Raw genomic sequence first — 12,773 nt, 5'->3', positions numbered from 1 at the left:
CCGTGGCCGTCCACTTACTTATTGTCGATGCACTGAATCTTATCCGCCGCATTCACGCCGTACAGGGATCTCCCTGCGTGGAGACGTGCCAGCACGCGCTCGATCAATTAATTGTGCACAGTCAGCCCACGCACGCCGTGGCGGTATTTGATGATGAAGCGCGCAATAGCGGTTGGCGTCACCAAAGACTGCCTGACTACAAAGCCGGTCGTCCACCGATGCCAGATGACTTGCATCAGGAAATGCCCGCCTTACGCGCCGCTTTTGAACAGCGCGGCGTCTGCTGCTGGGTCTCCAGCGGTAATGAAGCCGACGATTTAGCCGCTACGCTGGCGGTTAAAGTTTGCCAGGCGGGACATCAGGCCACCATCGTCTCCACCGATAAAGGCTACTGTCAGTTGCTCTCCCCGACGCTGCGTATTCGCGACTATTTTCAGAAGCGCTGGCTGGACGCACCGTTCATTGAGAAAGAATTTGGCGTGCTGCCGCAACAACTGCCCGATTACTGGGGGCTGGCCGGGATCGGTAGTTCAAAGGTTCCTGGCGTGGCAGGTATTGGCCCCAAAAGCGCCACACAATTGCTGACGCTGTTTCCAACGCTGGAAGGGATTTACGCGCATCTCGATGAGGTGCCGGAAAAGTGGCGCAAGAAGCTTGAGATGCATAAAGAAATGGCGTATCTGTGTCGCGATATCGCACGACTGCAAACGGACTTACATATCGACGGGAATTTACAGCAGCTAAGGCTGGCTCGGTAGTGTTATTGCCGGATGACGGTGTAAACACCTTATCCGGCCTACTTATCGTACAACCCTGTAGGCCGGATAAACGCCGGGTGATTACCAGGCGGTATGGTACAGCTCAACGATATCGCCCAGGCTCGCTTCACGCGGATTTCCCCCGGTACAGACATCATCAAATGCAGCCTGCGCCAGCGCAGGAATATCCTCTTTGCGTACGCCAACATCGCGCAGGTGCCGCGGGATCCCAACATCGTGGTTAAGGGCAAATACCGCATCCACCGCCGCTTTCCGTGCTTCTGCCAGCGTCAGTCCTTCAACCTTCACGCCCATCACCCGGGCGATATCGCGGAATTTCTCCCCGGTGTATTCGGCGTTATAGTGCATCACATGCGGCAGCAAAATGGCATTTGCGACACCGTGCGGGGTGTTATAAAACGCGCCCAGCGGGTGCGCCATGCCATGTACTAATCCCAGACCAACGTTGGAAAAACCCATTCCCGCCACATACTGGCCCAGCGCCATCGCTTCCCCCGCCTGACTGTCGCCCGCGACCGATCCGCGTAAAGCCCCGGCAATAATTTCAATCGCTTTAATGTGCAGCGCATCGGTAAGCGCCCACGCCGCGCGCGTGATGTATCCTTCAATGGCATGGGTCAGGGCATCCACACCCGTGGCCGCTTTTAACGCCGCAGGCATGCCGTCCATCATGTCAGCATCGATAAACGCCACCTGCGGAATATCGTGTGGATCGACACAAACAAACTTACGCCGGTTTTCTTCATCCGTGATCACGTAGTTAATAGTCACTTCCGCCGCCGTCCCTGCTGTGGTTGGGATAGCCATAACCGGCACGCTCGGGCAGCGCGTCGGGGATAACCCTTCGAGGCTGCGTACATCCGCAAACTCAGGGTTATTGTTGATAATGCCAATCGCTTTACAGGTATCCTGCGGGGAGCCTCCGCCAATGGCTATCAGATAGTCTGCGCCACTTTGCTCAAAGACCTCCAATCCTTCCTGCACCACCGCAATGGTTGGGTTAGGAATAACGCCTGAATAGATGTCCCACGCCAGACCCGCGTCATCCATCCGGGACGTCACCTTCTCGACAACACCGCACCGCACCAGGTTTTCGTCGGTCACAATCAGCGCCTTGCGATAACCACGACGGATGACTTCATCGGTCAATGCACCAACAGCTCCCCGGCCAAACCATGCCGTTTCGTTCAGAATCATTCTGTTCGCCATCGTATTTCTCCTTTTCGCTATGCGAAATTACTCTTCAATTCGTAATCCGTAAGATTTGAATTTCTCCAGCACAACAGCGATCTCCTCATCGTCCAACACCGGAACCGGATCGACAATGGCCAGGGTGCTCAGATAAAGGCGCGCCAGAACTTCCACTTCATGCGCCAACCACAGTGCTTTTTCCAGATTCGCTTCACAAGCAATCAGCCCATGGTGCTGTAAAAGCGTTGCCTTACGGTTTTTCAGGGCGACGCTCACATGCTCTGACAGCTCTCGTGTACCAAACGTCGCATAAGGCGCACACGGAATAGAGTTTCCCCCCGCCGCCGCAATCATGTAATGGATTGCCGGAATTGGACGGTTGAGAATCGAAACGGCCGTACAATGCACAGCATGGTTATGGACGACCGCATTGGCGTCCGGACGCGTCTGGTAAGCCGCCAGGTGAAAACGCCATTCGCTGGAGGGTAACTGACCTTTATCATATTTTCCGTCGTTATCTACATACACGATCATGTTTTCAGTAAGTCTTTCATAAGGAATACCGCTGGGCGTGATCAACATCCCATTCTCATATCGCGCACTCACATTTCCCGCCGTCCCCTGATTTAATCCAAGGCTGGTCATTTCAAGACAGGTTTCAATGATTTCTCGTGACAAACGCATTCTTTCCATAATGATTCTCCGGGTACAGTTTCTCCTCGTCTTTAATTGCGAAAAATGTAGCCGCAGAGTAAGACGGGTCAGGTTTCAGATATGGGCAGCCACTGAATGTGTTTATTCAGATCCAGTTGGCCGATTTATTTATAGCAACGTATTATTGTTGTCTTACGCGCTTAATAAGTTTCATCGGTACTTTTACAGTTTCTTTAATAGGTTGGTCGTCTATGGCACTCATCATCATATCGAATGCTTTTTCCGCCCAAACATTTTCATCCTGCTGCATTGACCAGACATTATTGGCGAGGAATCCCAGCATCGGATGTTCATCGAATGTGCCAATATTAATATCAGGTGGAATTGTGCCGAAACGATGGCGAATAGCGTTAATAGCACCTTCCAGTACGGGTAATGATGAAGCTATAAACGCCTGTGGCCGCCCCTGTTCACCAATCAATCTATCCATCAGTTGAAAGCCACCTTCAGGAGTGTTGTCAGGACCTTCACGCACCCAATCACGGTGATGAATACCATTATTCTTCAAAGAATTAAGGTAACCTTGCAGACGATCGCCAATACTGGGTAATCCGGTATCTCCGACTAAAAACCAGATTGGAGCCTTTCCGGCATCAAACAAACTTTGCGTCAACTTTTCGCCGCCTAAAATATTATGACTTTCAACCAATGCGTTATCGGTATACTTAAAATCACGGTCCAGTAACACCATCGGTTTTCTGACCTGGCGTAAATGGTGTTGCTGATTCTCCAATGTAGAGGGAACAATAAAAAGGCCATCAACATTGCGAGCGATTAACGCTTTGGTCAATTTATTTTCGTAATCAACATCATCATAGGTACAGCTAATCATTAACTGATAACCGGAGCGACGACAGCGTTGCTCAAGTTTCTCGGCGAGAGTGGCAAAAAAAACGTTGGAAATATTGGGAACAATCAGTCCCAATGTATCCGTTTTATTCAATTTCAGGCTACGGGCTGAATGGTTTATGACGTAACCATAGCGCTCAACATATTCATTAATACGCGTTTGGGTTTTGACACTGATTCGATATTGCTCTGCTTTCCCGTTCAGCACCAGTCGTACGGTCGTAACCGATAAATTCAGATCGCTGGCTATCTGTTCTACTGTTTTAGCCATTTATATGCCCCAGTCCACATCCCAAAACGTCAATCTCCAATCATAAAAGTATTTTAAACTTTTGTCTTACTGCATAAGCTGGTTAATCGCCTGCTGCTGATCCCACATCATCAGATAAGCCTGGTATTTGCGGTCATAGAAGTCCCGCCGTGCCGGATTAGCCTTAATAATCTCGCCGGAGCGAACCATCGCCTGGCATGCAGATGGAATATTCGCCCACGCGCCGCTTGCTACCGCGCCGGTGATAGCTGCCCCTAACGTCACTGCATCTTCCTCCTGCATAAGATGAATATCGCATCCGGTAGCATCGGCATATTCCCGCATCCACAGCGGGTTATGCGTTGCGCCGCCGCACAGCGCCAGTCGGGAAATGGTATGGCCGTTTTCACGCATCACTTCCATAATGTGCCGCGTGCCGCAGGCAATCGCCTGTAACGTCGCCAGGTACAGGCGAGCCACCTGCATCTCGCCTCGCTCAAGAGTCAAGCCGCAGACGCTGCCCCGTGCATCGGGTCGCGCGCGGGGGGAGCGATTGCCATGGTGATCGGCCAGCACATGCAAATAACGACCAGGTTCAGACTCCTTCCTCTCAAGTTCCGCAACCCATTCGTTGACTAAAACGATCGGATGGCAACCCCGCGCCTCGGCCTTATGAAATAGCTCGGCACTCGCACCTGATTCCTGGAGCGTCCAGTCGACCAATGCCCCAGCGGCGCTTTGCCCTCCCTCCGTCAACCAGTAACCAGGCAGCATGGCAGACCAATACGGTCCCCATACGCCCGGCGTAAAAATTTCCTGTTTGCTGCACAGCATATGGCAGTTTGACGTTCCGCTAATCAACGCTAACGTTCCCGTAGGCTCAACGCCAGCAAGCGCCAAACCGCCTGCATGGGCATCAATCATCCCACTGGCGACAACAACAGCCGTCGTCAGCCCCAGCGCCTGGGCCGCATCGGCGCTAAGCGTTCCCACGGCGGCACCTGGCGGAAGAATATGCGACGGGATTTTGCCCGTTAAATCCGTTAACTCTACGGCGTCGAGCAGAGAGTGGCTAAAGCGTTGTTCATGGGCCAGATAGTTCCATTTACAGGTCAGCGTACACAGACCGGCAACGTCACTCCCGGTGGCTTTACAGACAAGATAGTCCGCCAAATCGTAAAAACGATGCGCACTGTGCCAGGTTGCAGGAAAGTGTTTTTTTAGCCACAGCACCTTGGGAAGCTCCATTTCGACGCTGACTTCACCGCCAACGTAACGTAGAGCCGGATCCTGCGTAGCGTTAATATGCTGAGCTTCCTGCACCGCGCGATGATCCATCCACATGATGATGTTATGGTCTGATGGTTCGCCTGGTGATACCGCCAGGCCCTGCCCCTGCTCGTCGAGAGCCACCAATGAACAAGTGGCATCGAATCCCAGTGAACGGATATCCTCAATGCAGATCCCGGATGACGATACTGCCCCCTTAACCGCATCGCAAACCTGCTGCCAGATTTCTGCAGATGACTGCTCAACCCGATCGGGGCCGGGTCGAAACTGCGAGATAGGGCGTGTCGCAAAGGCCAGACGTTTGCCGCTGGCATCGAACACACCCGCCCTGACACTGGCAGAGCCGACATCCACACCGAGGAAATATCCACTGCTCATAGTAACTCCCTGACGTTAGCTAATAGTGGGGCGAGTACCTCGCCCCAACGCTCTTATTTTTTACCGAATGGGTGTAACAGCTTGTCAATTTCTGGGGTATCAATGTTCTTCGCACTAACGAATTTCACCGGAATATCAATCTCTTTTGGCACAGACTGACCGGATACCGCCGCATTCAGCGTCTTGATACCCTGATAGCCAATCTGGTAGGCGTCCTGCACAACAAAGCCCTGAATCACCCCGGACTTCAGGAAGGCAATAATGGCCTCGGTGCTGTCAAAACCAATCACCTTCACTTTGCCTTTCAGGTTTTGACTATCAATTGCGTTTGCTACGCCGAGCGTTGAGCCTTCATTCGTGCCATAAATCCCTGCAATATCCGGGTTGGCCTGAATCATATCGATGGTTTTATCCATCGCTTTTTGCGGATCGCCATCGCTATACTGGACCGGTAGCACCTGGATATCCGGATATTTCTCTTTCATGCGGGCAATAAACCCTTCTGAGCGCTCAATCGCTGAGGAGGTCCCTGCTACGTGCGCAATAATGCCCACTTTTCCTTTGTTGCCCACTTCTGCTGCCAGCGCGTCTGCCGCTTCAGCCCCGGCTTTACGGTTATTCGTGGCGACAAAACTGACCGGAATATCAGAATTCACACCGGAGTCAAAGGTCACAACTTTAATGCCGCGTGAATTTGCGGTCTCAACTAATGGCGCCAGCGCATTGGCATCTAACGCGGCCAGTAATAGTCCATTAGGTTTTTGCGCCATCGCGTTTTCAACTAACTGAATCTGCTCGGCAATCTGAGTTTCATCCGCCGGGCCCACGTAGCTGGTTTTGTCACCCAACTCTTTTGCTGCCGCTTCCGTCCCCATTTTTACGGTTTGCCAGAATTCATGCTGGAAACCTTTACTGACCACGGGAAGATTCATATCTTTAGCCAAAACGCTGGATGTCATACAGGCCAGCAGGGATAACGCATAGACAAAATTCCTGGTTCTCATTGTTTTACTCCGTTCTGAGTGAGTCACCCTAAACGTCAGGGTTATGATGTCCCGTGACTTCCGGGAGCGTAAATCAACGAATTTTTTTGCGTAATGTGTCGAGATAAACCGCAGCAATGACCACTATCCCCATGGCCACCATTTGCCAGAACTGGGAAACACCCATCAGGTTCAGACCATTTTTCAACACGCTCATAATGAATGCGCCAATGATGGTGCCGCCGATGGTGCCAATCCCGCCCATCAGACTGGTACCGCCAATAACAACCGCCGCGATGGCTTCCAGCTCATAACCCACACCGACCGTCGGCTGCCCGGAGTTTAAACGTGAGGCCAGAATGACCCCGGCAATCCCGGTCAGCAGGCCACAAAAGGCGTAGACGAAAATTTTCACGCGCTGCACTTTAATCCCGGAAAGATGTGCCGCCACCTCATTACTGCCCACCGCGTAAACATAGCGGCCTATCACCGTTTTCTTCAGGATGTACGCGGCGATGAGCGCCACCACCACCAGGTAAAAAACGGGATAGGGCAGCACATCAAACAACCGTCCCTGGGCCAGCATTTTGAAGGTGGGGTAATCAGCGAAGTAAATCGCGCGGCCATCGGTCATCACCATATTGATACCTCTGACGGACATCATCAGACCCAGCGTGGCGATAAAAGGCGGGATAGTCATTTTGGTGACCAGCAGACCATTGATATAGCCGCATAATCCTCCAGCCAGTACACCCGCAAGAATACAGACGGGCAGAGGCAATCCCAGCGTGGCGCAGATACCTACCGCGACACCAGAAAATGCCACGACTGAACCGAGAGAAAGGTCGATCCCTGAAGTGATAATGACGAAGGTAACGCCAATCGCCATAATGCCAATCACCGAGGTTTGCAGGGCAATTGTCATAATGTTTTCAGTGTTAAAGAAAAATGGCGAACCAAAACTAAAAAATATTACCAAAATAATCAGACTTAAAAGTGGCGCAAGGCGCATTAAAAGTTCTTTGTTAATTTTTATTTTCTTATTATTGCTGTCTGAAGAGGTTACAGAGATAGTCATAAGTTAGTCCTCTAACGTCGCATATTGCATGATTTTTTCTTGTGTGGCGTCATCAGAAGCTAGCTCCCCGGTAATACGCCCATTACGCATCACTAAAATGCGATCGCACATACCCAGCACTTCCGGTAATTCAGAGGAGATCATGATAATTGATTTCCCTTTTGCCACCAGCCGATTCATTAATTCATAAATTTCAAGCTTGGCCCCCACATCAATCCCGCGAGTGGGTTCATCAAAGATGAGAATATCGGTGTCTTTACACACCCATCGGGCAATAATAATTTTCTGCTGATTACCACCACTTAAATTCAAGGCGGCTTGCTCTAAATGTGGTGTTTTAATACGTAGGGCTTTAACCTGTTCCTCGCTGGTTTTCTGGCAACGTTTGCTGTCCACATTGCCAAAACGATCGGAATACTCAGGGTAATTGCCCAACATAATATTGCGCTCAACGGACAGTCCTAATGCCAGTCCCTCTTTTTTCCGGTCCTCGGTTAAATAGCTGATACCCTGTTGGATAGCATCAGGAATATCTTTAATCACCGTAACTTTACCGTTCAGCTTAAGGGTTCCACCATCAATGGGATCCGCGCCAAAAATCGCCCGCGCCAGCTCAGTACGCCCTGCGCCCATCAGACCGGCGAAGCCCAGGATTTCTCCTTGGTAAAGCGTGAAATCAATATTGTTCAATACACCATTACGCGTCAGCCCACTCACTTCCAACACGGGCTTACGTTGAGCCAAAGGTTCACGGCGAGGATAAATATTACCGAGGTCACGCCCGACCATCATGGCAATCAGGTCGCTAATTTTGACCGCATCATAATCCACGGTGGCAATAAACTGCCCATCGCGCATTACCGTAGCGCGATCGGCTATCAGCGCCAGCTCCTCCAGTCGGTGCGAAATGTAAACAATGCCAGTCCCCTGTTCTTTCAATAAACGGGTTACCTGAAACAAGCTGTCGATTTCCGTTTCCGTCAGTGCCGCCGTAGGTTCATCCATAATAAGAATCTTGGCATTGACCGATATCGCTTTAGCTATCTCAACCATTTGTTGTTGAGCAACGGTCAGATCGGCAACCAACGTGTCTGGGGCGATATTCAGGTTTAACTTTTGCAAAATATCGATCGCAGCCTGTCGCTGTTGTTTTTCATCCAGACGCCAGCGATTATTTTTGCAAAACTCCCTGCCAATAAATATATTTTCTTCAACGGTGAGTTCAGGGAATAGGTTAAATTCCTGATGAATAATCGTGATACCTGCACTTTGCGCACTTAACGGGTTAGCGAAAGTAACTGGCTGCCCCTCAAAAATAATCTCCCCTTCATCAGGCTGATAAACACCGGATAAGATCTTCATCAACGTAGATTTTCCTGCGCCATTCTCACCCAGCAGCGCATGAACCTCACCTTTGTGTAAAGCAAAATCCACATTACTCAACGCTAATACGCCGGGAAAACGTTTCGTAATATGACTCATCTGTAAAAATGTTTCAGACATTGCTGCTTTCCTCAATATACAGAAACTGCAGTCAGTGAATCAGGCGAAAACAAGATTCCAGAGGGCCATCGTCACCGTTAATGCGAATACTACTTACAAGTTCATATGCGTTTTATCAATTATGCTAACTCGAGTTAGCGAAGTGCCTTTTAAAGCTATTTTAGCTACTCAAATTAGCCAAATCATTTGGTTTAAAACTGTGATGCTGAACAGACAATTTATTATATATTTATGATTTAAAAGGCTTTTATTAAAAATCTGCGTATTTGTTTATTTGACGCAGATCGAATTTTAACCACTTCTCGTGAAGCCTCTCACAGTTCCATAACAAAAAAGTTGTGTAAAAAACTCTCCAATACCTAAGCTAACTCGAGTTAGCAAAAATGGGTAATTCAGCCAACTGCGACAGTGGTGTCCAACATCCGCTTTTGCAGCACGGCACAAAGTGAGATGAGGAACCTCGAATGAGAAAAAATAGCTTACCGAAGATTGGTATCCGCCCGGTTATTGATGGCCGTCGTATGGGGGTACGTGAGTCGCTTGAAGAGCAAACCATGAATATGGCGAAAGCCACCGCCGCGCTTATTACGGAAAAACTTCGCCATGCCTGTGGCGCACAAATTGAATGTGTAATTGCCGACACCTGTATTGCCGGTCTGGCGGAATCCGCAGCCTGTGAAGAAAAGTTCAGCAGCCAAAATGTTGGCGTAACGATTACCGTTACCCCCTGCTGGTGTTACGGCAGCGAAACCATCGACATGGATCCGATGCGTCCGAAAGCTATCTGGGGCTTTAACGGCACAGAACGCCCTGGCGCCGTTTATCTTGCTGCCGCGCTGGCTGCGCATAATCAAAAAGGTCTGCCCGCGTTCTCCATTTACGGTCACGACGTACAGGATGCCGGCGACACCACCATCCCCGCCGATGTCGAAGAAAAACTGCTGCGTTTCACCCGGGCGGGCTTAGCCGTTGCCAGTATGAAAGGTAAAAGCTATTTATCCGTAGGCGGCGTTTCTATGGGCATTGCCGGTTCTATTGTCGATCATAACTTCTTTGAATCCTGGCTGGGAATGAAGGTTCAACCTGTTGATATGACTGAACTTCGCCGTCGAATTGATCAGAAAATTTATGACGAAGCTGAACTGGATATCGCACTGGCGTGGGCAGACAAGCATTTCCGCTACGGCGAAGATCAGAACGCCCAACAGTATAAGCGTAACGAAGAGCAGAGCCGCGCGGTACTGAAAGAAAGCCTGCTGATGGCGATGTGCATCCGCGACATGATGCAAGGCAATCAGAAACTGGCAGACAAAGGTCGTGTTGAAGAATCGCTGGGTTACAACGCGATTGCCGCGGGCTTCCAGGGCCAGCGTCACTGGACGGATCAATATCCAAACGGCGACACTGCCGAAGCACTGCTGAACAGCTCCTTCGACTGGAATGGTGTGCGTGAACCGTTTGTTGTCGCGACTGAAAACGACAGTCTCAACGGCGTAGCGATGCTGTTTGGTCACCAACTCACTGGTACAGCACAGGTTTTTGCTGATGTGCGCACCTACTGGTCGCCAGAGGCGGTGGAGCGTGTCACGGGTAAACCGCTGACCGGGCTGGCTGAGCACGGCATTATTCACCTGATCAACTCTGGATCGGCAGCCCTGGACGGCTCTTGCAAGCAGCGCGATGGCGAAGGGAAACCAACCATGAAGCCGCACTGGGAAATCACGCAGAAAGAGGCCGATGATTGTCTGGCGGCGACCGAATGGTGTCCGGCTATTCACGAATACTTCCGCGGCGGCGGCTACTCCTCTCGCTTCCTGACCGAGGGCGGCGTGCCATTCACCATGACCCGCATCAATATTATCAAAGGGTTAGGACCGGTTCTGCAAATCGCCGAAGGCTGGAGCGTGGAGTTACCAAAAGAGGTGCATGCTCAGCTTGATGCGCGTACCAACTCGACCTGGCCGACCACCTGGTTTGCCCCGCGCTTAACCGGTAAAGGTCCATTCAGCGATGTCTATTCCGTCATGGCTAACTGGGGCGCAAACCACGGTGTGCTGACGATTGGCCACGTCGGCGCGGATTTTATTACCCTTGCCGCCATGCTGCGTATTCCGGTTTGTATGCACAACGTGGAAGACGAAAAAATCTATCGACCTTCAGCCTGGGCAGCCCACGGTATGGATAGCGAAGGCCAGGATTATCGTGCCTGCCAAAACTACGGCCCGCTGTATAAACGTTAATGTGGCTTAGCCCGGTGGCGCAAGCTTACCGGGCCTACGGACGAGTGAACCTTAGGCCGGATAAGCGCAGCGCCATCCGGTAGCGTTTCAGGAGTTATTATGAAACAAGACGTTATCCTGGTACTCGATTGTGGCGCAACCAACGTGCGGGCCATTGCCGTTGACCGGCAGGGAAAAATTATCGCCCGCGCCTCAACGCCCAACGCCAGTGATATTGCCGCAGAAAACGGGGCCTGGCATCAGTGGTCGCTGGAGGCCATTTTGCAACGCTTCGCCGACTGCTGTCAGCGGCTCTCCACGCAACTGGCCAATTGTCGTATCTGTGGGATCGCCGTCACCACCTTCGGCGTAGACGGTACGCTGGTCGATCAACACGGCAAACAGTTATATCCGGTAATCAGTTGGAAATGCCCGCGCACCGCAGCAGTGATGGAAAATATCCATCGCTACATGTCGCCGCAGCAACTGCAGGAAATCTCCGGCGTCGGCGCGTTCAGCTTCAATACCCTGTATAAACTGGTGTGGCTGAAAGAAAACCACCCACAACTGCTCGAACAGGCACACGCCTGGCTGTTTATTTCGTCGCTTATCAACCACCGTTTAACCGGCGAGTTCACCACAGATATCACTATGGCGGGCACCAGCCAGATGCTGAACATCCAGCAGCGCGATTTCAGTGATGACATTTTGCAGGCAACCGGCATACCGCGCCGACTGTTTCCACGTCTGGTGGAAGCGGGCGAACAGATTGGGGCACTGCAACACGAGGCCGCCATCCTGCTCGGGCTTCCAGTGGGTATTCCGGTGATATCTGCCGGGCACGACACGCAGTTTGCGCTGTTTGGCGCGGGGGCTCAGCCAGACGAACCGGTGCTCTCTTCCGGTACATGGGAAATTCTGATGGTGCGCAGTGCGCAGGTGAACACCTCTCTGCTCAGCCGTTATGCGGGTTCCACTTGTGAATTAGACAGCCAGGCCGGACTGTACAATCCCGGCATGCAGTGGCTGGCCTCCGGCGTACTCGAATGGGTGCGTAAGCTGTTTTGGACTGCCGAAACGCCCTGGCAGACGCTGATTGACGAAGCCCGGTCCATTCCTGCTGGCGCAGAAGGCGTCAAGATGCACTGCAACCTGCTGGCCTCTCAGGATGCGGGCTGGCAAGGGGTTACGCTCAATACCACCCGCGGGCATTTTTATCGCGCCGCGCTGGAAGGACTGACAGAACAGTTGCAGCAGAATTTGCACACGCTGGAAAAAATCGGTCATTTCCAGGCCTCTGAATTGTTATTGGTTGGCGGGGGCAGCCGTAACGCATTGTGGAACCAGATTAAAGCTAACGTTCTCGGGATCCCTGTCAAAGTGCTGGATGATGCCGAAACCACCGTGGCAGGCGCCGCAATGTTTGCCTGGTCAGGTATGGGTGAATTTACCACCCCGGAACAGGCTCGTGCCCAGGTGAGCTACCAGTACCGTTACTTCTATCCGCAAACCGAATCTGAACTGACAGGAGTCGAGTAA

The 12,773-nt window shown here is 51.5% G+C and carries 10 protein-coding genes; 3 read left to right on the top strand and 7 right to left on the bottom strand.

What is annotated here, in order from left to right:
• The first annotated feature begins 2 nt into the window (after positions 1 to 2).
• Positions 3 to 758, top strand: a complete 756-nt coding sequence (gene xni / locus M4I31_RS04705; RefSeq protein ID WP_085048810.1) for a flap endonuclease Xni — start codon at positions 3 to 5, stop codon at positions 756 to 758.
• 81 nt (positions 759 to 839) lie between these two features.
• Here xni and fucO read toward each other — a convergent pair whose 3' ends face one another.
• The 7 genes from fucO to M4I31_RS04670 form a co-directional block, all read right to left on the bottom strand.
• Complete coding sequence (gene fucO / locus M4I31_RS04700; protein ID WP_085048809.1) at positions 840 to 1,988, bottom strand: lactaldehyde reductase; 1,149 nt, start codon at positions 1,986 to 1,988, stop codon at positions 840 to 842.
• A 27-nt stretch (positions 1,989 to 2,015) separates the two neighbouring features.
• Complete coding sequence (gene fucA, locus M4I31_RS04695) at positions 2,016 to 2,663, bottom strand: L-fuculose-phosphate aldolase (RefSeq protein ID WP_085048808.1); 648 nt, start codon at positions 2,661 to 2,663, stop codon at positions 2,016 to 2,018.
• A gap of 142 nt (positions 2,664 to 2,805) precedes the next feature.
• Positions 2,806 to 3,804, bottom strand: coding sequence for a LacI family DNA-binding transcriptional regulator (locus M4I31_RS04690; protein ID WP_038633242.1), 999 nt, complete (start codon positions 3,802 to 3,804; stop codon positions 2,806 to 2,808).
• Positions 3,805 to 3,870: 66 nt separating this feature from the next.
• Positions 3,871 to 5,451, bottom strand: coding sequence for an FGGY-family carbohydrate kinase (locus M4I31_RS04685; protein WP_085048807.1), 1,581 nt, complete (start codon positions 5,449 to 5,451; stop codon positions 3,871 to 3,873).
• 53 nt (positions 5,452 to 5,504) lie between these two features.
• Positions 5,505 to 6,455 carry an ABC transporter substrate-binding protein gene (locus tag M4I31_RS04680; RefSeq protein WP_061382372.1) on the bottom strand — a complete coding sequence of 317 codons (951 nt, stop codon included), beginning with the start codon at positions 6,453 to 6,455 and terminating at the stop codon, positions 5,505 to 5,507.
• A gap of 73 nt (positions 6,456 to 6,528) precedes the next feature.
• Complete coding sequence (locus tag M4I31_RS04675) at positions 6,529 to 7,512, bottom strand: ABC transporter permease (protein WP_038633251.1); 984 nt, start codon at positions 7,510 to 7,512, stop codon at positions 6,529 to 6,531.
• Between the two features lie 3 nt (positions 7,513 to 7,515).
• Positions 7,516 to 9,015, bottom strand: a complete 1,500-nt coding sequence (locus tag M4I31_RS04670; protein WP_069324532.1) for a sugar ABC transporter ATP-binding protein — start codon at positions 9,013 to 9,015, stop codon at positions 7,516 to 7,518.
• Positions 9,016 to 9,479: 464 nt separating this feature from the next.
• On the opposite strand from M4I31_RS04670, the gene fucI reads away from it, so the two are divergent.
• Both fucI and fucK read left to right on the top strand, forming a co-directional pair.
• On the top strand, positions 9,480 to 11,255 hold the full coding sequence (gene fucI / locus M4I31_RS04665; protein WP_085048806.1) for an L-fucose isomerase: 1,776 nt from the start codon (positions 9,480 to 9,482) through the stop codon (positions 11,253 to 11,255).
• A gap of 99 nt (positions 11,256 to 11,354) precedes the next feature.
• A complete protein-coding gene (fucK, locus tag M4I31_RS04660; RefSeq protein WP_085048805.1) occupies positions 11,355 to 12,773 on the top strand; it encodes an L-fuculokinase in 1,419 nt (472 codons plus the stop codon).

This window comes from Citrobacter sp. XT1-2-2, from assembly GCF_023516235.1.
Taxonomy (GTDB): Bacteria; Pseudomonadota; Gammaproteobacteria; order Enterobacterales; family Enterobacteriaceae; genus Citrobacter; species Citrobacter werkmanii.
This window is presented reverse-complemented; position numbering and strand designations above follow the sequence as displayed.